14 protein-coding genes and 1 pseudogene are annotated in these 23,104 nt (G+C 70.6%); 11 read left to right on the top strand and 4 right to left on the bottom strand.

All coding sequences use genetic code 11. The annotated features are described in order from the left end of the window. Positions 1 to 169: 169 nt before the first annotated feature. From fxsA to fxsT, 5 genes are all read left to right on the top strand, one after another. Complete coding sequence (gene fxsA / locus OG766_RS07065; RefSeq protein WP_266375318.1) at positions 170 to 286, top strand: FxSxx-COOH cyclophane-containing RiPP peptide; 117 nt, start codon at positions 170 to 172, stop codon at positions 284 to 286. 50 nt (positions 287 to 336) lie between these two features. Further along, positions 337 to 2,559 carry a radical SAM/SPASM protein FxsBH, inactivated beta-hydroxylase extension form gene (gene fxsBH / locus OG766_RS07060; RefSeq protein WP_328724816.1) on the top strand — a complete coding sequence of 741 codons (2,223 nt, stop codon included), beginning with the start codon at positions 337 to 339 and terminating at the stop codon, positions 2,557 to 2,559. Beyond that, positions 2,540 to 3,316, top strand: coding sequence for an aminoglycoside N(3)-acetyltransferase (locus tag OG766_RS07055; protein WP_328724815.1), 777 nt, complete (start codon positions 2,540 to 2,542; stop codon positions 3,314 to 3,316). Before fxsBH ends, OG766_RS07055 begins: the two co-directional genes overlap by 20 nt. Before the next feature lie 80 nt (positions 3,317 to 3,396). Beyond that, positions 3,397 to 4,791, top strand: coding sequence for an FxsC protein (gene fsxC, locus OG766_RS07050; protein ID WP_328727441.1), 1,395 nt, complete (start codon positions 3,397 to 3,399; stop codon positions 4,789 to 4,791). Beyond that, entirely contained in the window at positions 4,775 to 8,704 is a 3,930-nt protein-coding gene (gene fxsT, locus OG766_RS07045) for an FxSxx-COOH system tetratricopeptide repeat protein (protein ID WP_328724813.1), read from the top strand. The genes fsxC and fxsT overlap by 17 nt, the downstream gene beginning before the upstream one ends. A gap of 91 nt (positions 8,705 to 8,795) precedes the next feature. Here fxsT and OG766_RS07040 read toward each other — a convergent pair whose 3' ends face one another. Beyond that, positions 8,796 to 9,680 (bottom strand): alpha/beta fold hydrolase, encoded by an 885-nt coding sequence (locus OG766_RS07040; RefSeq protein WP_266375326.1) that lies wholly within the window; start codon positions 9,678 to 9,680, stop codon positions 8,796 to 8,798. A gap of 431 nt (positions 9,681 to 10,111) precedes the next feature. Here OG766_RS07040 and OG766_RS07035 point away from each other — a divergent pair, with 431 nt between their 5' ends. Beyond that, a complete protein-coding gene (locus OG766_RS07035; protein ID WP_328727440.1) occupies positions 10,112 to 11,197 on the top strand; it encodes a S1 family peptidase in 1,086 nt (361 codons plus the stop codon). A 169-nt stretch (positions 11,198 to 11,366) separates the two neighbouring features. Here the strand turns inward: OG766_RS07035 and OG766_RS07030 are convergent. Then, positions 11,367 to 12,535: pseudogene (locus tag OG766_RS07030) on the bottom strand (AI-2E family transporter); the annotation flags it as partial. Between the two features lie 192 nt (positions 12,536 to 12,727). On the opposite strand from OG766_RS07030, the gene OG766_RS07025 reads away from it, so the two are divergent. The 3 genes from OG766_RS07025 to OG766_RS07015 all read left to right on the top strand — a co-directional run bounded on the left by OG766_RS07025 (position 12,728) and on the right by OG766_RS07015 (position 18,284). Then, positions 12,728 to 16,189 carry a DNA polymerase III subunit alpha gene (locus tag OG766_RS07025; RefSeq protein ID WP_328724812.1) on the top strand — a complete coding sequence of 1,154 codons (3,462 nt, stop codon included), beginning with the start codon at positions 12,728 to 12,730 and terminating at the stop codon, positions 16,187 to 16,189. After that, entirely contained in the window at positions 16,186 to 17,205 is a 1,020-nt protein-coding gene (locus OG766_RS07020) for a DNA polymerase Y family protein (RefSeq protein WP_266375330.1), read from the top strand. Before OG766_RS07025 ends, OG766_RS07020 begins: the two co-directional genes overlap by 4 nt. A gap of 218 nt (positions 17,206 to 17,423) precedes the next feature. After that, a complete protein-coding gene (locus OG766_RS07015; protein ID WP_266375332.1) occupies positions 17,424 to 18,284 on the top strand; it encodes an esterase/lipase family protein in 861 nt (286 codons plus the stop codon). Positions 18,285 to 18,360: 76 nt separating this feature from the next. Here OG766_RS07015 and OG766_RS07010 read toward each other — a convergent pair whose 3' ends face one another. Beyond that, a complete protein-coding gene (locus tag OG766_RS07010) occupies positions 18,361 to 19,377 on the bottom strand; it encodes a lytic polysaccharide monooxygenase auxiliary activity family 9 protein (RefSeq protein WP_328724810.1) in 1,017 nt (338 codons plus the stop codon). Between the two features lie 554 nt (positions 19,378 to 19,931). Between OG766_RS07010 and OG766_RS07005 the strand changes: the two genes are divergently transcribed. Both OG766_RS07005 and OG766_RS07000 read left to right on the top strand, forming a co-directional pair. After that, complete coding sequence (locus tag OG766_RS07005) at positions 19,932 to 20,342, top strand: hypothetical protein (RefSeq protein ID WP_328724808.1); 411 nt, start codon at positions 19,932 to 19,934, stop codon at positions 20,340 to 20,342. Then, a complete protein-coding gene (locus tag OG766_RS07000; protein ID WP_266375336.1) occupies positions 20,339 to 22,495 on the top strand; it encodes a tetratricopeptide repeat protein in 2,157 nt (718 codons plus the stop codon). The genes OG766_RS07005 and OG766_RS07000 overlap by 4 nt, the downstream gene beginning before the upstream one ends. On the opposite strand, the gene OG766_RS06995 is transcribed toward OG766_RS07000, so the two are convergent. Then, complete coding sequence (locus OG766_RS06995) at positions 22,428 to 23,036, bottom strand: YunG family protein (protein WP_266375338.1); 609 nt, start codon at positions 23,034 to 23,036, stop codon at positions 22,428 to 22,430. The genes OG766_RS07000 and OG766_RS06995 overlap by 68 nt on opposite strands. Between the last annotated feature and the right edge of the window lie 68 nt (positions 23,037 to 23,104).

Below are 23,104 nucleotides of genomic sequence, written 5' to 3'. Positions count from 1 at the left end.
CTTTTGTCTCAGCTCTACGTGCCGAGTTGCTGCGGGTGGCCATGAGAGTAAAGTCGTGCCGCCGACACTGCAACGGTGCCCGGTGCTCCCCGTTAGCACAACATGACCTAGGACGGCCGTCGTGACCTTCCAGACTTCAGTCACCTTTGCTTCTGTGAAGAAGGATCGGGTGCCTCTCACCGAGATCGATGTACGTGACGCCGACGCCGCCAAGAAGCTGGGTCGTGTGCGCCCCGCCGACGGCGACCGTTCCGCACGGATGTCCACCTTCAACTCCGCGCTCTAGTCCGGTTTCAGGCCGTCCGGTAGCGACCCGGACTGCCCTAGACTGGCGGAATGACCGGACCCGTGGTCCCATTCCGCGAGATCGTACTGAAGGTCCACAGCAGATGTGATCTTGCTTGCGACCACTGCTACATCTACGAACACGCTGATCAGAGCTGGCGTACCCGCCCGAAAGCAATCTCTGACGAGGCGATTTTCTGGACAGCTCTGCGACTGGCCGAGCATGCGAAGAAACATGCCCTGCCCTCCGTGTCAGTGATCCTGCACGGAGGGGAGCCTCTGCTCGCCGGCCCCTCCCGGTTACGCCGGATCTGCGAGGAGCTCATCGCGGCCCTCGACGGCGTCGCCGCACTCGATCTGCGGATCCACACCAACGGTCTTCAGCTCAGCCCCCGCTATCTCGACCTCTTCGACGAGTTCGGGGTCAAGGTCGGCATCTCCCTCGACGGTGACAAGGCCGCCAACGACCGCCACCGCCGCTTCGCGGACGGCCGCAGCAGCCACCCCCTCGTCCTGAAGGCCGTCGAACTGCTCGGCCAGGACCGCTACCGCCATCTCAACCTCGGCCTCCTGTGCACCGTCGACGTCGCCAACGACCCGGTCGCCGTCCATGACGCTCTGATGGAGCTCGACCCCCCGCGCATCGACTTCCTGCTGCCGCACGCCACCTGGGACGAACCGCCGCCCCGGCCCGACGGCTCCCCGACCGCCTACGCGGACTGGCTCCTCACGGTCTTCGACCGCTGGGAGCGCCACGGCCGCCGCGTGCCGGTACGGCTCTTCGCCTCGGTCCTGTCCACCCTCTCCGGCGGTCCCGGCCTCACCGAGTCGCTCGGCCTCACCCCCACCGACCTCGTCGTCGTGGAGACCGACGGCGCCCTGGAGCAGGTCGACTCGCTCAAGACCGCCTACGAGGGCGCCGCGGCCACCGGGTTCAACGTCTTCGACCACTCCTTCGACGAGGTCGCCTCGCACCCGGGCGTCCGGGCCCGCCAGCTCGGCCTCGCCGGAGTCGGTGAGACCTGCCGGCAGTGCCCCGTCGTCCGCTCCTGCGGCGGCGGCCTCTACACCCACCGCTACCGCTCCGGTACGGACTTCGACAACACCTCCGTCTACTGCACGGACCTCGAGGCCCTCGTCCGCGGCATCGAGCACCGCACCGCCGCCGGCTCCGTACCGGCCGCCGTCACCGACGACGGCGACCTGCGCACCGAACAGCACGAGCTGACCCGGCTGCTCCTCGCCGACCTCAACCGGGAGCTGGACGGGCGCGGCGGCGAGGAGTGGGCCCGCGCCTGGGAGCTGGCCGGCGCCGTCGACCGCCGGCCGGGCGGCCTCGACGACGTGCTGACCCACCCGTACACCCGGGGCTGGCTGCTCGGCGCCCTGGACGCGCTGCACGAGGACCTGCCGGGCGCCGCGCTCGCGCCCGCCCGCCGGCTGGCGTCGTCGGTCGCCGCCGCCGTCGTACGCGGCGGCCTCGACCTGCCGGTGCGTGTCACGTACGAGGGCGGCGTCCTGCTGCTGCCGACCCTCGGCGAACTACGGCTGACCGGGGCCGGACCGCGGGGCACCGCGGAGGTGCAGCCGGTCGAGAAGGGCTTCCTCGTACGGACCGCCGGAGGAGAGCGGCGGGTCGCCCGGCTCGACGAACCGGGCACCGGCTGGCGGCCCGTCCGCAGACTCGGCCGCGACGGGGCACCCGATCTCGCGATCGACGACCTCGACCCCTACCGGGACTGCTTCGGCGTCCCGGCGCTGCCCCGGCTCGGCCTCGCCGAGGCCGCCGACTGGACCGGGCGGCTGGCCCGCGCCTGGGGCGTGCTGCGCGGGCGCGCACCGGAACAGGCCGCGGCCGCCGCCGGATCGCTGACCACCCTGACCCCGGTCGCCGACCCCGGGCCCGCCTTGGGACGCCACGGCCTCGGCGCCCTCGGCATCCCGCTGCACGGGGGTGCGGGGGAGTTGGCGCCCCTGCTGCTGCGCGGCTGGCGCCGGGCGCGCTTCCAGGCCCTGCTGGAGGTCACCGACCTCTATGCCGACGACGGCTGGTGGAGCCACCCGGCCCCCTGGCAGGAAGCGCCCGTTCCGGTGTCCGAGCTGCTGGCGGGGGCGTACGAGAGGACCGGCCTGCGGGCCTTCGAACCGGACAGCGCGGAAGCGGCGAGGCGGGCGCTGGACACCCTGGACCGCGCCGCGGAACTCACCGTCGGCGGGAAGCGGCTGCTGGCGCAACTGTGGGAAGAGGCGGACCGTGACCGACACGGCCGATGAGCGGGACGGGCTCGTAGGACAGCTGGCGGAACTCGGGTTACGGGAAGGGGAGACGGTCCTCGTCCACGCCGGACTCGGCGGCACCGGTCTGGACGCCCCGACGCTGCGCGACGCCCTGCTGACGGCGCTCGGCGCGGACGGCACGCTCGTGGTGCCCGCCTTCACCACGGAGAACTCGGACACGTCCACCGCCCATCTGCGGCTGGTCGCCGGGATGACACCCACTCAGGCGGCGGCCTTCCGGGCCACGATGCCCGCCTTCGATCCCGCCACGACGCCGTGCACCGCTATGGGCCGGTTGGCCGAGTCCGTACGGACCGCCGGAGGCGCGGTGCGCAGCGCCCACCCGCAGACGTCGTTCGCCGCGCTGGGCCGGCGGGCGGGGGAACTGCTCTCGGCGCATCCCCTTTCCTCCCACCTCGGCGAGGAATCCCCGCTCGGGGCGCTCTACCGCGCCGGGGCGCGGGTATTGATGATCAATGTGGGTTTCTCCGTCTGCACCGCCTTTCATCTCGCGGAGTACCGCACGGGAGCGCCCCTGCGACGGTATGCCTGTGTGGTGCGTGGGGCGCACGGGCCGGAATGGACGGAATACCTGGACGTCACTCTGGACGACAGTGATTTCGAGGCGATCGGCGCCGCCTTCGGCTGGAATCTGGAGCAGAAGGGACAACTGGGAGGAACGGTCGCAACCTTGTTCTCGATCAGGGACGCGGTGGACCATGCGGTGAGATGGATGTCCGAAAAGCGGTGTTGATTGACTGAACGTCGAGGGGATGGAGTGAGGTCGGCTCCGGAATGATTGTTTTGCTCGCACCTCATCAGCTGTGAGTGCGAGTGTTCATACAGGACGGGGGTCGTGTGCACGCGTCATCGCAGCAGCGAGCGGCGGACCAGCGGCCGTATTTCTTCTTGAGCTACGCGCACACGCCGAGGTACGGAGCCGGAGGCCCCGACCCCGATATGTGGGTCGAGCGGCTGTTCCGCGATCTGTGTGGTCATGTGATGGCCCTGACCGATCTGCCGGCCGGTGCACCGGCCGGTTTCATGGACCGTGAGATACGTTCCGGCGAAGGCTGGTCGGAGCGCCTGGCGGAAGTGCTCGCCACCTGCCGGGTCTTCGTACCGCTCTTCTCACCGCGCTACTTCGCCAGCGAGATGTGCGGCAAGGAGTGGTACGCGTTCGCCCAGCGCGAGATCTACCACCAGGCCAAGAGCAACCGGCCCGCCGAAGCCATAGTGCCCGCCCTGTGGGTACCGGTGCCACCCGAGCAACTCCCGGGCCCCGCCGAGCGGTTGCAGTTCAACCACCGGGCCTTCGGCGACCGCTACGTCACCGACGGGCTCTACGGACTCATCAAACTCCGCATATTCGCCGAGGAGTACGAGCGCGCCGTCTACGAGCTGGCCAAACGCATCGTCAGTGTCGCCGACACCGCCGCGATGGGCCCCAGCAGACCGCTCGACTACCGGCAGGCCCCCAGTGCCTTCGGCACCCAGGACCCGGCCGGCGCCCCGGCCCCGGGCGCGGTGCGCAGCAGCGGCCCCCGCCCCATCCAGGTCACCGTCGCCGCCCCCACCCGACACGACCTGCCACCGGGACGCGACGCCGAGTACTACGGCGACATGCCCCAGGACTGGAACCCGTACTACCCGGACGCCCACCGGCCGCTCGCCTACGTCGCACGCGATCTGGTCCGCGCCCTCAACTACCAGGCCACGGTCGGCTCCTTCGACCACGACACTTCCCCGCTGGACAGCAAACAGCCCCCGACCAGACCGGAGTTGCTCATCATCGACCGCTGGGCACTGGAGGACGAGGAAAGACGCGAACGGCTCGCCGCCTTCGACGCCGAGAACCGCCCCTGGGTGAGCGTCGTCGTCCCCTGGAACCGCGACGACCACCAGAGCCGCGCCGCCGAGAGCGAACTGAGCGCCACACTCGAACAGACCCTGCCGACCAAACTCAGCCAGGGCCGTGCCGCCTGCCGCGCCGCGGCCCGCGGCGTCCCGAGCATGGAGGCCTTCGGCCAGATCCTCCCCCAGGTGGTGGAGGCGGCCGCCCAGCAGTACCTCAGACACGCACAGGTCTATCCGCCCGCCGGCGGCAGCCATACCGAACGTCCCCGGCTGCGCGGCCCCATGGCGGCCGAGTACGCCACCACGCATTTCATCCCCGACATGCTCGACCAGGCGCCCGATGCGGAGGACACGGATGACAGCCAGTCGTGACGGACGCATCGTCACGTTCTACTCGTACAAGGGAGGCACCGGGCGGACCATGGCCATGGCCAACACCGCCTGGATCCTCGCCGCGAACGGAAAGCGGGTCCTCGCCGTCGACTGGGACCTGGAGGCCCCCGGTCTGCACCGCTTCTTCCATCCCTTCCTCGACCCCTCCACCCTCGGCGCCACCACCGGTGTCATCGACCTGATCACCGAGTACGCCTGGGCCGCCACCAGCCCCGTGCAGCGCCCCGACGACTGGCACCGGGACTACGCCCGGATCCAGCCGCACGCCGTCTCCCTCACCCCCGAGAGCCTCGGCTGGGAGTTCCCCGAGGGCGGCACCCTCGACTTCGTCTCCGCCGGCAAGCAGAACCGCGAGTACTCGGCGACCGTCTCCACCTTCGACTGGGACAACTTCTACGACCGCCTCGGCGGCGGGCACTTCTTCGACGCCCTGCGCGACGACATGAAGGCCAACTACGACTACGTCCTCATCGACAGCCGCACCGGCCTCAGCGACATCGCCGACATCTGTACCGTCCATCTGCCCGACGTCCTCGTCGACTGCTTCACCCTCAGCGACCAGTCCATCGACGGCGCCGCGGCCGTCGCACGGCAGATCGACGAACGCTACGGCGGCCGGGGCATCCGCATCCTCCCCGTCCCCATGCGCATCGACGAGGGCGAGAAGGAGAAGGCCGACGCCGGACGGGCCCTCGCCCGGCTGAAGTTCGACCGCTTCCCGACCGGACTCGCCGGCGAGGACATCACCGCCTACTGGGGCGCGGTGGAGATCCCGTACCGCCCCTACTACGCCTACGAGGAGACCCTGGCCACCTTCGGCGACGAGGCGGGACTCACCAACTCCCTGCTCTCCGCCTTCGAACGGCTCACCGCCGTCGTCACCGACCAGGAAGTCACCTCCATGCCGGCCGTCGGCGAGGAGGCCAGGCTGCGCATCAGGGACGCCTTCACCCGCCGCCGCCCCGCCATGCCCGCCGACCTCTTCCTCAGCTACGTCGCCGAGAACCGGATGTGGGCCGACTGGATCGAGTCCGTCCTCACCCGCGCCGGCTTCCGCGTCGTCCCGCGCGACGTCTCCGCGGAACCCTCCCCGGACGGCTCCGGCACGCTCGTCCCCGAGACCGCGGCCCGCACCGTCGTGCTGCTCTCCAGCGCGTACCTCAAGTCCGCCCGCGCCGTGGAGGTGTGGGAACGGGCCGCCTCCGAGGACCCCGGCGGCGGACGGCGCCAGCTGCTGCCGCTGCGCGTCGGCGACGTACGCCTCACCACCCCCTACATCGACCGCAACCCCGTCGACCTCTTCCGCCTCGACGAGGTCCACGCCACCAGCGCCCTGCTGCGCGCCCTCGACCGGCCCATCCAGCTCACCGACGGGGTCGCGCCCGGCCCGCGGTTCCCCGGCACCGTCCCCAAGATCTGGAACGCGCCCGCCCGCAACCCCGGCTTCACCGGCCGCTCCGTCGTCCTGGAGCGGATGCGCGACCAGCTCGGCGGCGGTATGGCCGTCGTCCTGCCGCAGCCCCAGACGCTGTACGGGCTCGGCGGCGTCGGCAAGACCCAGGTGGCACTGGAGTACGTGCACCGCTTCATGGCCGACTACGACCTGGTGTGGTGGATCTCCTCCGAGCAGTCCGACGACGTCGTCGCCGGACTGGCCGAACTCGGCACCCGCCTCGGCGCCCAGGGCGGCGAGGACATGGCCGCCGCCTCCCAGGAGGCCGTCGACCTGCTGCGGCGCGGCGTACCGACCTCGCGCTGGCTGCTGGTCTTCGACAACGCCGACGACCCCGAACAGCTCAAGCGGTTCTTCCCCACCGGCGGGCACATCCTCGTCACGTCCAGGAACCAGACGTGGTCGCAGTACGGCGACGCGCTGCCCGTCGACGTCTTCCTGCGGGAGGAGTCCGTCGAGCACCTCCAGCGCCGGGCGCCCGGACTCACCCTGGAGGACGCCGACCAGGTCGCCGCCGCCGTCGGTGACCTGCCGCTCGCCGTCGAGCAGGCAGCGGCGTGGATCGCCGAGACCGCCACACCCGTCGCCGCCTACCTGGAACAGCTCGGCAGGCAGGCGCCGAGCGTCCTCGCGCTCAACCAGCCCGCCGGCTACCCCGAGCCGGTCGCCGCGACCTGGAACGTCTCCATCGAACGGCTCAAGGAACGCTCACCCGCCGCCGTACGGCTGCTCCAGCTGTGCGCGTTCTTCGCACCGGAACCGATCTCCGCGAACCTGCTCTACAGCAAGGAGATGATCGAGGCGCTCAAGCCCTACGACTCCTCCCTCCAGGAGAAGCTCGTACTCGGCCGGGTCATCCGCGAGATCGGCCGGTTCGCCCTCGCCAAGGTGGACCAGGTCTCCAACTCCATCCAGGTGCACCGGCTGGTGCAGGCCGTCATCCGGGCCCAGCTCAGCGAGCAGGAGCAGCAGGACGCCCGGCACGCCGTCCACCGCATCCTCGCCGGCGCGCGCCCCGACGACGACGAGCCGATCGACAACCCCGAGACCTGGCCGCGGTTCACCACCATCTGGCCCCACCTCGGCCCCTCGGAGGCCCGCTTCTGCAAGGAGCCGGAGACCCGCCGGCTCCTCATCGACCGGGTGCGCTACCTCTGGAAGCGCGGCGACTGGCAGGCGGCCGGGGCGCTCGGCGACGAACTGCGCGAATCCTGGCGGGAGATGCTCGGGAACGACGATCTGCAGTACCTGTACCTGCGCTTCCACCTCTCCAACATCTTCCGCTCCCAGGGCCGTTACGTGGAGGCGCGCGAGCTCGACGAGGTCACCCTGGAACGCCAGCGCATCGTCCTCGGCCCCTCCCATCCGCACACGTACATGACCACCAGCGGTCTCGCCATGGACCTCGGCACCCTCGGCCAGTACGGCAAGGCCATGGAGCTGGCCACCGAGGCCCACGAGGGATTCAGCCAGATCTTCCACGAGTCCCACCCGCGCACCCTGGCCGCCGCCAACAACCTCGCGCTCAACCTGCGCATGGTCGGCCAGTACGCACGCGCCCGCGAGATCGACCAGGACGTCTTCGACCGCCGTACCGAAGTGCTCGGCCCCGAGCACCCGTACACGCTGTCCTCGGCCACCTCGCTCTCCCGCGACCTGCGGGAGGTCGGCCGCTACGAGGACTCGGTCGGCCTGCTCAGCCGCACCTACGACATCTACAAGCAGACCCTCGGCCGGACCTTCCCCGGCACCCTGGCCGCGGCCAAGAGCCTCGCCGTCTCACTGCGGCGGGCCGGCCTGCTCGAGGACGCCCGACGGCTGACGACGGCCACCCGCAACCGCTACCGCGCCAAGTACACCTCGGCCAACCCGGACTCGCTCGCCTGCGATCTGAACCTGGCGGCCGACCTGTTCGCCGCCGGCGAGCCGGTGGCCGCCCGGGACCTGGCCCAGGAGGTCGTGGACCAGTACATGAAGGTGCCGGGCGAGAAGCATCCGTACACCCTCGCCGCGCTCAACAACCTCGGCATCTACCAGTGGGGCTGCGGCGACCCCGAAACCGCGGAACAGGTGCTGCTGCCCACCGTCCGCAGGATGACCGACGTCCTCGGCACCGCCCATCCGCACACGCTGTTCTGCACCGTCAACCTCGCCAACGCCCGCGCGGACCTCGGCGAGCTGGAAGCCGCGCTGGACACCGAGCGGCGGGCCGTCATGAAACTCCGCGAGGTCCTGGGCTCCCACCACCCCGAGGTCCTCGCCGTCTCCTCCAACATGGCGGTGACGCTCGGCGCGCTGGGACGCAAGGACGAGGCGGCGCTGCTGCGCGCCGAGACCGTGGAGGAACTGGGGCGGCTCCTCGGGGAGGACCATGCGATGACCCGGATCGCCAGGGACGAACGCAGGATCCACCGGGACCTGGAGCCGCTGGCGGTGTGACGCGGGGCTCCGCCCCGAGCCCCCGTACCGAGCCCCCGCACCGAGGGACTTCAACGAGAGCCCTCGGTGCGGGTCCTCCATGGCAGGCCCTCTAGGACGGGTCCTCCAGCGACGGGTCGAGGAGCCAGGTCAGGACGCGGGGCAGCGCGTGCAGCGCGTCGAAGTGCGCGGCGGCGGGCTCCAGGACCGCCGTCGCGCCCGGGATGCGCTGCGCGAGCCACCGCGAGTGGCCGACCGGAGAGAAGACGTCCTTCTCGCCGTGCCACAGCAGCACGGGCGCGGTGATCTCCGCGGGATCGAATCCCCAGGGACTGCAGAAGGCGAGGGCGTCGTCGATCCAGCCGTACGCCGACGTCCGCAGCGCCTCCTGGTAGTTGCGCAGCAGCATCGTCCGTACGCCGGCGTCCGCGACGACCATCCGGTCGGAGTCCGTCAGCTCCCGGCGTAGATCGTTGAGCAGCCGGAACGGATCGCGCCGGATCTCCGCCGAACGCAGGATGAACCGCGCGGTGAGCCGGTCCGGGTCGACCGTGGCCGTCGTGTACTCCAGGACGTTGGACGCGGCCATGCCCTCGAACCAGTCAAGACCGTCCGCGTCCCGCGGCGCCAGCGTCACCAGGGCCGCGGCCCTGGTCACCCGGTCGGGCATCAGCGCGGCACAGGCCAGCGCGTGCGGCGCGCCCCCCGAGCGGCCCACCACGGCGAACCGGTCGAGCTCCAGCGCGTCGGCGATCGCCCGTACGTCCTGGACCACATCGGCCACGCTGCGCCCCTCCAGCCGGTCGGAGCCGCCGTAGCCGGGCCGGTCGTACGCGATCAGCTGCATCCCGCGCTGGTACAGCACCATGCCGCGCGGGGCCGGGCCCAGCCTGCTGCCGGGGGTGCCGTGCAGCAGGAAGACGGGCCTGCCCCGCGGGTCCCCCAGGCGCTCCACCATCAGATGCCGCCCGTCCGACGCGCGCACCCGACGTCGCACCGCCCCTCCTTCGCCATGGGGTTCCATGTATCCCCGTATGCCGGGTATTCCTGTCAGTCGTACACATGGGTCATGCACATGTGCCATGTGCAGCAATACTGTCCTGGCATTCCCCTCCCCCTTGATGATTACCCATCAGGGGGTGGTCGGCGAAAGGCTTCAATGAGCCCGTTCGGCCTGATTCCGCGTGAAGAACCGGACAGGACTAGTCCTTACCCGCCGCACATGGCCCGGTAGCACGGGGTGTTCGCAATCGAAACCGACCTGTGGTGACCTCCGGTAGTGAAGGTGCAGAGGGCGCATTGGTGGTGTCGTGTGCGCGTCCTGAACTCGACCTTGTGTGCTACCGGCGCGTATCGGAATAGTGGGCGCCCCATCCTCCGTGTCCGGGCACCCCACTGCCCGTACGCGGCCCCCACAGGAGGTCGATGTTGAACCACCGACGGATACCCAAGAGGCGCGCGGCGATGGCGGGCGGAGCCGTCGTCGCTCTCGTTGCCGCTGGAGTCACCTTGCAGACTGCGAACGCCAGCGAGGAGAAGCCCGCGTTCACCGTCAAGCAGCTGTCGGCGTCGGCGGCCGGAAATCTCGCCTCGACGCTCGGTAAGGACCTGGGCGTCGACGCGGCCGGCGCGTACTACGACGCCGACGCCAAGGCGCTCGTGATGAATGTGGTGGACGAGGCGGCCGCCGAGTCCGTGCGCAAGGCCGGAGGCAAGGCCAGAATCGTCGAGCACACGCTCGCCGAGCTGAAGACCGCCCGGCAGACCCTCACCGAGCGCGCCACCATCCCCGGCACGTCCTGGGCCACCGACCCGGTGACCAACAAGGTGGTCGTCACGGCCGACCGTACGGTCAAGGGCGCGAACCTGACGAAGCTCCAGGAGGTCGTGAAGGGCCTCGGCGCGAAGGCGGAACTGAAGAAGACGGCGGGGGAGTTCAAGCCCTTCATCGCCGGTGGTGACGCCATCCACAGCGGCGGCGGCCGCTGTTCGCTCGGCTTCAACGTCGTCAAGGACGGCGAGCCGCACTTCATCACGGCGGGTCACTGCGGTGAGACCGGCAGCGAGTGGTCCGAGTCCGCCGGCGGCCCGGCGATCGGCAGCATGGTCGACTCGCAGTTCCCCGAGAACGACTTCGCGCTCGTCAAGTACAGCGGCGACACCGAGCACCCCAGCGCGGTGGACCTCTACAACGGCAGCACGCAGGAGATCACCAAGGCGGGCGAGGCGACCGTCGGCATGCAGGTGTCCCGCAGCGGCTCGACCACGCAGGTGCACGAGGGCGAGGTCACCGGTCTCGACGCCACCGTGAACTACGGCAACGGCCAGATCGTCAACGGGCTCATCCAGACGACGGTCTGCGCCGAGCCCGGCGACAGCGGCGGCTCGCTCTTCGCGGGCGACACCGCGATCGGTCTGACCTCGGGCGGCAGCGGTGACTGCTCCTCGGGCGGCGAGACGTTCTTCCAGCCGGTGACGGAGGCGCTGCAGGTCTTCGGCGCCGAGATCGGCTGATCCTGTTCCACTTCCCGGGCCCGGGCCGTCCTCAGGGGCGACCCGGGCCCGGGTCGTGCCCGAGGCCGGGTCCCGGGTCGGGCACGAGCTCGGGTCCCGGGTGGTGCCCGAGGCCGGGCGCGAGGTCGGGTGCGAGGTCCTGGCCCCGGCCCTCGCCCTGGTGGTGCAGGGCGCGCAGCGCCTGGCGCACCGACCAGAGGACGGACACGATCGGTACGGCCACCACCGCGCCGATCACCCCGGCGGCGATGGCACCGCCGATGACCGACAGCGCGACGACGAGCGGATGCAGTCGTACGGCCCAGCTCATCACGACCGGGTGGAGCACATGCCCCTCGAGCTGGCCGATGACCACGATCAGCGCGATGACGACGGCGGCGACGACCGGGCCCTTGGCCGCCAGTGCCACGATCGCGGCGACGGCGAGCGCGATGGGCGAGGCGATGAGCGGAATGAAGGCGGCGAAGAACTCCAGCAGCGCCAGCGGCACGGCCAGCGGGACCCCGAGGGCGTAGAGCGCCACACCGACGAGGATCGCGTTGGTCGCCGCCACCAGCACGATGCCGTGCGTGTATCCGGTGAACGTCCGCCACGCCGCACGGCCCGCCACCGACACCCGCTCCCGCGCGGACGGCGGCAGCTGGTCGCAGAACCAGTTCCACTGACGGTCGCCCGAGTGCAGGAAGAACACCGAGGAGAACAGCGCGAGCGCCAGCGTCGTCAGCACCTCCACCAGCCGGCCCGCGCCGCTGAGCGCCGTACTGATCAGGGTGGACCGATGGCTGGAGAGGAACCGGCCGATCCATGATCGGACGTCCGTGAGCGCTTCCGGGTTCACCCGGAACGGAGGCTGTTCCAGCCAGCGTTCGATCCTCTCGACCCCGGCGCCGAACTCGCGCTGCAGCACGGTCAGCTCCCCGGCGACCGTCTCGCCGACCAGGGCCAGCACCCGAGGATCAGGGCGAGACTGCTGATCAGCGCCACGGCCACGGCGAGCGGCCGCGGAATCCGGCGGGCCAGCAGATCGGTCACCGACCGGAGCATCGCCGTGCCGACGAGACCGAGGAAGACGGCCACCGCGATCTCGTGGAAGCGCCCGAGGACCGAGAAGACGGCGTACACGACGGCTCCGACCACCAGGAGCCGCCAGGCGTAGGCGGCGGCGGTCCGCAGGGCGGGCGCCACCCGCGATTCCGCATACCGGTCGGTGGCGGCCTCCCCGGTGGGAGCCTCCCCGGTGGCGGCTTCACCGATACGGGACCCAGGGCGGCCGGGACCGCGCACGGGACGCCGCGCCGCGCGGATCCGGTGCCGTCGCTGATCGGATTGCCTGGGCATCGCCCGACTCGTACCACCGGCGGCCGCGGGCCCAACGCGGCCCACCGGACATTAGCCCGAAGGCACCCGGTGGGCGCCTGCCGGGCACCCGGTCGGCGCCCACCGGGACCTTCCGGCATGTGCCCCACGCGTCAATCGCACGAACGTTCGAAACTTGGTCTATGGTGGAGGCGAGGGGGAGGTGAGAACGGATTGAGCCAGGAGGTGCGGGTGCCCGGTTTCACGCATCTGCACACCGTGTCCGGATTCTCCGTGCGGTACGGGGCCTCGCATCCGGAACGGCTGGTCGAGCGCGCCGCCGAGCGGGGGATGGGGGCCCTCGCGCTGACCGACCGCGACACGGTCGCGGGGGCGGTCCGCTTCGCCAAGGCCTGCGTCAAGGCGGGGGTGCGGCCGCTGTTCGGGGCCGATCTCGCCGTACGGGAGCGGGCCGAGGGGGCGGACGGAACCGGCCGCCGGCGCACTCCGGTGCGAGGCGGGGCCTTCATCGACGAGTCCGCGCCGCGCGTCACCTTCCTCGCTCGCGACGGCGCCGCCGGCTGGGCGGAACTCTGTCGGCTGATCACCGCCGCCCACGCCGGCACCGACCGGCCCGCCCTCGGACGGGACGCCCTGGACGGCGGCCCCGCCGGGCTCACCGTGCTGCTCGGACCCGACTCCGAGGTGGGCAGGGCGCTGGCCGCGGGCCGCCCCGACCGGGCCGCCCGGCTGCTCGCGCCCTGGCGGGAGCGGTACGGCGACGCGCTGCGTCTCGAAGCCGTGCACCACGGGACCGGGGGCACCGGCCCCGGCTCGCTGCGGCTCGCCGCCCGTACCGTCGGCTTCGCCGCCGAGCAGGGCGTACGGGCCGTGCTCAGCAACGCCGTGCGGTACGCCGACCCGGATCAGGGCCCCGTCGCCGATGTCCTGGACGCGGCCCGCAGGCTCGTTCCCGTCGACCCGTCCAGGGGGCTCGACAGCGGTGAGCGCTGGCTCAAGGGCGCGGACGACATGTCCCGTACGGCCGAGCGGGTCGTCGAGGCCGCCGGTCTGCGGCGTGACGCCGCGCACCGGCTGCTCGCCGTCACCGAGGAGACCGCCGCCGAGTGTCTCGTCGACCCGGGGGACGGCCTGGGCATGGGCTACGCCTACTACCCGGAGCCGCGTCTCGTCGGTGCCGGCCGGCGCACCGCCCAGCGCGTCCTCGCCTCCCGCGCCGCCGCCGGCATGGTGCTGCGCGGCTACGACCGGAGGCCCGACGCCCGGGAGTACTGGGAGCGGATGCGCTCCGAGCTGGACATCATCGACTTCCACGGAAACGCCACCTACTTCCTGACGGTCGCTCAGGTCGTCGACGACACAAGGGACATGGGCATCCGGGTCGCCGCGCGCGGCTCCGGCGCCGGCTCCCTGGTCAACCATCTGCTCGGCATCGCGCACGCCGACCCGGTCGAGCAGCGTCTGCTGATGGAGCGCTTCCTGTCCAAGCGCCGGTTCGCGCTGCCCGACATCGACATCGACGTCGAGTCCGCACGCCGGCTGGAGGTCTATCGCGCGATCATCGACCGCTTCGGCGAGGAGCGGGTCGCGACCGTCGCCATGCCCGAGACCTACCGGGTGCGGCACGCGATCCGGGACGTGGGCGCCGCGCTGAGCATGGACCCGGCCGAGATCGACCGGCTCGCCAAGGCCTTCCCGCACATCCGGGCCCGCGACGCCCGCGCGGCGATGGAGGAACTGCCCGAACTGCGCGAGGTGGCGAAGGAGAAGGGCGGACACCACAGGCTGTGGGAACTGGTCGAGGCGCTGGACGCGCTGCCGCGCGGTGTCGCCATGCACCCCTGCGGGGTGCTCATCTCGGACTCCTCGCTGCTGCGGCGTACGCCCGTGATGCCGACCAGCGGTGAGGGCTTTCCCATGTCTCAGTTCGACAAGGACGACGTCGAGGACCTCGGGCTGCTCAAACTCGACGTGCTGGGCGTGCGGATGCAGTCCGCGATGGCGCACGCCGTCGCCGAGGTCGCGCGGGCGACGGGTGAGCGGATCGACCTGGACGACCCGGGGCAGGTGCCGCCGGGTGACCCGGCGACGTACCAGCTCGTCCGTTCCGCCGAGACGCTCGGCTGCTTCCAGATCGAGTCGCCGGGCCAGCGCGATCTCGTCGGCAGGCTGCAGCCCGCGAACTTCCACGATCTGGTCGTCGACATCTCGCTGTTCCGGCCGGGGCCGGTCGCGGCGGACATGGTGCGGCCGTTCATCGAGGCCCGGCACGGACGGGCACCGGTCCGCTTCCCGCACTCGGACCTGGCCGGGCCGCTGGGGGAGACGTACGGGGTCGTCGTCTTCCACGAGCAGATCATCGAGATGGTGAACATCCTGACCGGCTGCGGCAGGGACGAGGCCGACCGGGTGCGCCGCGGGCTCTCCGACCCGGAGTCGCAGGAACGGATCAAGGTGTGGTTCGCCCGGCAGGCGGAACGGAAGGGGTACGCGGCCGAAGTGATCGCGCGGGCCTGGGAGATCATCGAGGCGTTCGGCTCGTACGGCTTCTGCAAGGCGCACGCGGTCGCCTTCGCCGTACCGACATACCAGTCGGCGTGGCTCAAGGCGCACCATCCGGCGGCCTTCTACGCCGGGCTGCTCACGCACGATCCCGGGATGTACCCGAAGCGGCTGCTGCTGGCGGACGCGCGACGGCGGGGAGTGCCGGTGCTTCCGCTGGATGTGAACCGGTCGGCGGTCGCCTATCAGATCGAACTGGTGTCTGGCGAAAAGTGGGGCATACGGCTCGCGCTCGCCGATGTTCATGGCATCAGCGAGACGGAAGCGGCACGGATCGAGGCGGGGCGGCCGTATACGTCCCTGCTGGACTTCTGGGAGCGGGCGCGGCCGGCGCGGCCGGTCGCCGAACGGCTCGCGCAGGTCGGCGCGCTGGACGAATTCGGCGGGAACCGCCGCGACCTGCTGCTGCACCTCGCCGAACTCCACCGTACGCAGCGGGGCCTGGCCTCCCACGGCGGCCAGCTCCCGCTCGGCGGCGGCCGCAGGACCGCGTCCGTCGGGCTGCCCGACCTCAGCGAGGCCGAACGGCTCAGCGCCGAGCTGGGCGTCCTCGGCATGGACGCGTCCCGCCATCTGATGGCGGACCACCACGCCTTCCTCGACGAGCTCGGCGCGATCCCCGCGCGGCGGCTGCGCGATGTCGAACACGGTGCGACGGTGCTGGTCGCGGGCGCCAAGGCGGCCACCCAGACCCCGCCGATCCGCTCCGGGCGGCGGGTCGTCTTCACCACCCTGGACGACGGCACGGGCCTGGTGGACCTCGCCTTCTTCGACGACAGCCACGAGGCGTGCGCCCACACCGTCTTCCACTCCTGGCTGTTGCTGGTCCGCGGGGTCGTCCAGCGCCGCGGCCCGCGCAGCCTCAGCGTGGTCGGCTCCGCCGCGTGGAACCTCGCGGACCTGATCGAGATCCGGCGCACCGGCGGCCTGGACGCGGTGGCCGAGCGGCTCACCACGACCGACCCGGACGAGCCCACCGCTCCGGCCGCCGGCCGCAGCATCCGGATGTCCACCGGCTACGAGCTGAACGCCTGGGCGGACCTCCGCCCCGCGGGCGAAGGGGCCGCGCCGGCAAGGAAGTTGTGGCACCAGAGTCCGGGGAGTGCGGGATGACGACGGAGCGCGGGGGCGAGCGGGTCAGGCCGGGGCCGCCCGGGACGACCGTTCTGTACGTGCGCTTCCGGGGGGCCGGCGGAGGTCCGCCCGACGGGGCCGCCTACGCGGGACTGCTCGGGCTGCTCGCGGCGTTCACGCCGGTCGTGGAAGCGGTCGGGCAGGACGGCGCGCTCGTCGATGTGCGGGGCGCGCTGCGGTACTTCGGCCGGGACGCCGCCGGGCTCGCCGCGCTGATACGGGTACGGGCCCTCGCCCTGTACGGCGTGGACTGCGTGATCGGGGCCGGGCCCAGTCCGCTGCTCGCCCGGATGGCGGCGCGGGAGGCCGGGCCGGGCACGACACTGGTCGTGGGCGACGTGGCGGATTTCCTCGCCGGGCGCCCGGTCGCCGCACTGCACGGTGTCGGCCCCTCGACGGCCCGCGCCCTCTGCGGCTACGGGCTCGACACCGTCGACCGGGTCGCCGCCGCACCCCTCGCCGTACTCCAGCGGATCCTCGGCGCCCGCGCCGGGCGTGAGGTGTACGAGAAGGCCCACGGCATCGACCGCACCCGGGTCGTCCCGAACGCGGCCGCCCGCTCCGTCGCCGCCGAACGCACCTTTCCCCGCGACGAGCTGGACCGTGACCGGCACCGTCGCGCCCTGCTCTCGCTCGCCGGGGAACTGGGCGCGCAGATGCGCGGCGAGGGCCAGGTGTGCCGTTCCCTGACGCTCACCGTGCGCTACGCCGACCGCACCACGACCACCAAGTCCCGTGCCCTGGCCGAGCCGACCGCCCACTCCGCGGCGCTCACCGGCGCCGCGTACCGGCTGCTGGACGCGCTCGGCCTGCAGCGCGCCCGGGTGCGCGCCCTCGCACTGCGCGCCGAAGGGCTGGTCCCCGCCGAGCGGGCAGCACACCAGCTCACCTTCGACCCGGCCGACGAGAAGGCCCGCCGCCTGGAGGCGGTGGCCGACCGGGCCCGCGCCAAGTACGGCCCACGGGCGGTCATTCCGGGCTCGCTCGCCGCGTAACGCCCGGGAGCGGATGATCGGGATGTCCGTGAGTAACCGCTCCATCACGGATCTTGACGCTGTTTCAGTTTTTACCGACGCGTAACTTCCCAGTCTTGGTTACTCGTGCGTACGTTGACATGAGCACAGCTGTTCTACTTGTGGTCCGGGCCGCAGGGCGAATCCCCACATCCCCATATCAGCCTCGCATTTCCCTTGAGCCGCAAGGAGAACGCACGATGCTGTCCTGGAAGCGTGCCCTCAGACCACTGACCGCCGCCCTGTTGGCGGTGGCGATCGGCCTCGCGCCGGCCGCCACCGCCAACGCAGCCGCCGCCCCCACGAGCGGCTGGAACAACTACTCCTGCAAGCCGTCCTCCGCCCACCCCCGCCCGGTGATACTCGTCCACGGCACCTTCGGGAACTCCGTGGACAACTGGCTCGCCCTGGCTCCGTACCTGGTCAAGCGCGGCTACTGCGTCTTCTCGCTCGACTACGGCCAACTGCCCGGCGTCCCGTTCTTCTACGGCCTCGGCCCCATCGACAAGTCGGCCGAGCAGCTCGACGCGTACGTCGACAGGGTCCTCGCCGCGACCGGGGCGAGCGAGGCCGATCTCGTCGGCCACTCGCAGGGCGGCATGATGCCGCGCCACTACCTCAAGTTCCTCGGCGGCGCGGACAAGGTGAACGCCCTCATCGGCCTCGCACCCGACAACCACGGCACGACGCTGAACGGGCTCACCGGCCTGCTCAAGTACTTCCCGGGCGTGGCGGACCTGATCAGCTCGAACACGCCCGGCCTCGCGGACCAGATGGCCGGCTCCGCGTTCCTCACCAAGCTGAACCAGGGCGGGGACACGGTCCCGGGCGTGCGCTACACCGTGATCGCCACCAAGTACGACGAGGTCGTCACCCCGTACCGCTCCGCGTTCCTCAGCGGGCCGGACGTCCGGAACGTGACGGTCCAGGACCTGTGCGCCATCGACTTCTCGGAGCATGTGGCGATAGGGCTGTTCGACCGGATCGCGTACCACGAGGTGGCCAACGCGCTGGACCCGGCGCGCGCCACTCCGACGACGTGTGCGTCGGTCTTCGACTGACGAGGTGACGGGGAAGGGCGCCGCCGCGGTGTGCAGTCCGCGGCGGCGCCCCTCGCACAGGCTCAGCGACTTCGGCTCAGCGGCGCAGGGCCTTGCGGCGCGTCGTCGCGAACATCACGGCCGCACCGGCCGCGAGCACCGCGGCACCGCCGATGGCGACGTACGAGGTGTTCCCGTCACCGCCGGTCTCGGCCAGGTTCTCACCGACGCCGTTGGCCTGAGGGGTGTTGCCGGAAGCGGTCTCGCCCTTGGTCTCCGGCTGTGCCGCGGTCTCCGGGGTGCCGGTGTCGGTGCCGGTGTCGTCGTCCGTGGAGGTCGAAGGAGCCTCGGAGTGGTCGTCACCACCGTGACCGCCGTGGTCGACCGTGGAGTTGTCGGCGCCCTCCTCGATCTGCCCTTCGGACGGCGCGGACGCGACCGGCGCCGGCTCCGAACCGCCTGGCGTGGAACCGCCGTTGTCCTGGCCGAAGACCACGTCCGAGCAGGTGTAGAACGCCTCGGGGGAGTCCGAGCGCTGCCAGATCGAGTAGATCAGATGCCGCCCGGACCTGCTCGGCACGGTGCCGTCGAAGACGTACTCACCGTTCACCAACTTCGGGTCCGTGACCTTGGCGAACGGCTGCGCCTCCAGGTCCGACCACTTCAGCGGCTTCGACGGGTCGTACCCCTCCTTGGTGATGTACAGCTCGAACGAGCCCTTGTGCGGGGCGGTCCCCTTGTAGTGGAACGTGTGGTTGCCGGCCCCGAGCTTCGACGCCGGCCAGTCCGCGCGCGGCAGATCCAGGCCCTTGTACTTGTCCCGGTTCGCGCTGCACAGCTTGCCGTCCGGGATCAACGACTTGTGGTTGCCCGCGGCGTTGGCGATGTTGACCTCGTTCCAGTCGTAGAACGCCTGCGCCCCACTGGCCTCGACCGCCGCCTTGCACGCCGCCGACTGCGGGCTCTCCGGCCCCTCCGCGTAGCACGCGGACACCCGGCTCACCGGATCCGTCATCGACCCGTGCGCAACGGCCGGCGATGCGGCGAGCCCGGCCAGCGCGAGCGGGGCGATCCCGAGCGTGGCGACGGTGGCGGCCCTACGGCGAGCGGTCATGGTGACGATCTCCTTCAGCAACGGCACATATGAGGGGGACGGAAGACCGGGGCACGGGGCCCGCTCCGGCGGCGCAGCCCCCCGAAGCGTCAGCAGCACCGACGCTCGAACCCCGCCCCGGCGATCAGAAAGCTAGCCCCTCGAAACCGCGAAATCGCCTGCTGGGACGGGGGGATGCCGATCCTTATGGTCGCTTTAAGGATGAGGTAAGAGCAGCCTCAGGAACGATGCGGAGCGTGGCCGTCCGGCCACGGGGATCGTGGTGTCGGCGCCCGTGGCCGACCACGGGAGCCGCACCGTGACGCCTCGTTTGGCACCCCGCTTGGCTCCCAGGACGTGGATCGTGTGTCAGAGCGAACTCGGCTTCGGAGCGATTGTCTGAATGCCACGTATCAACCGGTCGTGGCACTCGGCGACTGCCCGCGACCGAAGGTGCCCAGGCACGTCAAGCCGTCCGCATGTGGACCATGGCGCGCAGCGGAAAAGCCGTCAGGCCGATCGGAACGTGCTTTAAAGTAAGGGAAGTTGGTGTTCCTGGACTCGTCGGGGGAGCTGTGGAGCCAGAGATTGCCGCGCTCGCGAGTGCGGCGGGAACGACCATCGTCACCTTGATGGCTACGGACGCATGGCAACGCACCCGGGAGGGGATCACCTCTCTTTGGCGTCGCTTTCACCCGGAGCGCGTTGAGGCCGTGGCTGCAGAACTCGATGCCGCCCACGATGATCTGCTTGCTTCGCACACAACCGGAGACCCGGATACTGAGCGTGAACTTGCGGCGGAGTGGCAGGGACGGATCCGACGTTTGCTCACAGCTCGACCCGAGGTGGCCGAAGAACTGCGGACTCTTCTGGACGAGCTGGACCCACGTGCGGCGACGGCCCCAGCGGTGGCGCAGCAAGCCACCGCCTCCGGCCACGCCAGGATCTATCAGGCGGGGCGCGACCAGCACGTCACCGAGCGATGAGCGACGCGATGGATGGACGCGCCGATGGTCACGGTCGTGTCTATCAGGCGTCCGGTGACCAGCACATCGTCGAGCACCACCACCACGGCGATGCGAGCGCTGAGACTTGGGTCAGCACCGAATCAGTGCGTCGGCCGACAGGTGGCCGCGCGCCGGCAGTCCTCCGCGACCGTACGGAACTGATGGAGCACCTTCAGGCGGCAGTAGCGTCAGACGTCTTCAATCAGGTCTACGTGCTTCACGGCATGGGCGGCTGCGGCAAGACCGCGGTCGCCATCACGCTCTTCCAGCGCGCCACGGCCGAAAGCAGCCGGGCCGGCCTGTGGGTCAACGCCGCCGACCGCACCACGCTGCGCAGCGGCATGCTCGCCGTCGCCGCCGATCGAGGGGCGACAGAAGGCGAGCTGCTTGCTGCGCGAAACGGTTTGCGGGCTCCCGCTGATCTGGTGTGGGAACGGCTCGACCGGTCCGCGGAACCCTGGCTGCTGGTGCTGGACAATGCCGACGACCCCGCGATCTTGCAGGACGGCAGTTGGCTTCGCACCAGCCCACGTGGCACCGTTCTGGTCACCACCCGTCAAGCGGCAGCCCGCTGGTGGCCACATGCTGAGCTGCACCACGTCGGTGTACTGCCGCGCGATGCAGCTGCCCAGGTGCTGTACGACCTCGCGCCAGAAACGGGAACGGTTGAGGAGGCTTCCGAGATCGCAGACCGACTGGGACGGCTTCCCTTGGCGCTCACGCTTGCGGGCGGCTTCCTCGCCCAGCAGGTGATCGACCCGTGGACGATGGCGAAATACGGCCGCCACCTTGTCGGGCACGAGCGCGTCGACCTCATCGACCGGGGAGCTGCCGCGCTGACCGACAAGGGATCCAGGCAGTTGGTCAGCCAAACCTGGCAGCTGTCTCTCGACGCGCTTGCCGCCCAAGGGTTGCCCGAGTCGACCGCTCTGCTCCGATTGCTGGCCTGCTACGGCTCTGATCCGCTGCCGCTCACACTCTTGAACAGCTCGGAACTCAACGGCGTCCTCCCGCGATCACGGGCCGAAAGCGCGCTGCGGGGACTGCTCGACCAGTCCCTCACCACATTGGTCGACATCGGCGTGCGGTGCGTACAGACCCACGGCGTGCTGCTCGCCAGCGTGGCAGCGGGCACGCCACCCGAGCAGGCCACTCATGTCTCAAGCACAGCGGTCCGACTGCTCGATGCGGTCATTCCCGCCATCCCGGAGCGAGGTCCGCAGGATCTGCGCCTACGACTCCTCTCACCCCACGTTCTCGCCCTGCTTCGGCATGCCACGGAGGTGTCGGTGGTGGCGGAGGCTCTGGACGTCGCTGTACGGCTGGCCATCGCGCTCCACCGTACCGCCGACTACCTGTCCGCCTGGGAGTTGGCCTCCGAGGCTGCGGCCGTCACGGAACCAGTGCTTGGACCGGAGCACCGCCTGGTGCTTTCTGCGCTTGCGCGAGCCGGCCGGACGCTGTTTCGCCTTGGTCGTTTCGAAGAGTCCGCGGCCCTCCATAGCCGCGTCCTCGCGGACCGTGAGCGACTCTTCGGACCCGATGACCCCGACACCCTGGACAGCTACGACGCAACCAGCCGGCCACTGAACACGCTAAGCCGCGTTCCGGAGAGCGTGGCGCTTCTACGGCGGGCCGTAGAAGGTCGGCGGCGGACACTCGGTCCCGTGCACCCGCTCACCCTGAGTTCGCGAGGCGCCCTGCTTGAGATCGTGCCTGCCTCCGACCTCGCGACCGAGATCGACGGCACGGCGCTGCCACTTTCCCAGGAGTGCGCCCTGGAACTGGGATCTGACCACACCATCACCCTGAAAGCACGGCTTAACCACGCCAATGCCTTGTACAGGCTGGGCCGCTTCGAGGCGGCCGTCGAAGACGCTCACCTGCTTGCCGAGGAGTACCCGCAGCGTTACGGCCCCGACTATCCCGTCACGCTCTCGGCACAGACGTTGTATGCGCAAATCCGGGCGGCCCTCGGAGATGTGAGCGTGGCGATCGAGCTGATGGCGACCGTAGCGGACAGGCGGGAACGAGTCCTTGGTGCCCAGCATCCGTATACGGTCTTCAGCCGTCAGTGCTTGGAGGAGTTTCGGGCACGGGCCGCCCCGCAGTCGTCCGATGAGCAGCCTTAGCGCGGTAGGCAACACCCACGCCCAAGATGGCGGCGGCTTTACTGTGGGCTCCTTCGACCCATGTGGCCTGCGGGTCCATTGGCCCGAGGCGCTTGGCGACGCGTTCACGCAGGAGGAGGTACTCCTCCCGGCGACGAGGCAGAGGCCCCGGCGGACGTGTGACGGAACGAGCTGCGGTGATGGTCTGGCCATGCTGGAACTGCTCGCGCGTCAGGTCGAGTTCGATGCCGCTGGGCAGCCGATTCCACCAGTGAAAGCCGTGCTGTTCCCCGTTGAGATGGACCTCGCCGACCATGAGGTCGCCGCCGAAGATGTCGTTGACGACCAAGGCCGTGATGTCGCAGTGGCCCCAGGCCGGGTTGCCCGGCTGCCAGCCGGCGCGAATGAGGTCGTCCGGGGAGCAGGTGTCAGCGGCCCAACTGGCGCGCAGGGCGCTGTCGAGGGCGATCAGATTCCACGGGACCATGCCTTGCAGCATCGCAGCCACCACTGACAGGTCGCTGGTGTCACCTTGCCCTTCTGCGCTGCCGTCATCAGGCATGGCAAGGGTCGTGGACCTCGGGGACGAGAGGTGCCTAGAAGGGGCCGGAGGACAGCTGCCTCTCGGCC

Source organism: Streptomyces sp. NBC_00259, from assembly GCF_036181745.1.
Lineage (GTDB): Bacteria > Actinomycetota > Actinomycetes > Streptomycetales > Streptomycetaceae > Streptomyces > Streptomyces pratisoli.
Note: the sequence above shows the minus strand (reverse complement) of the source record. Positions and strands in the feature narration are given on the sequence as shown.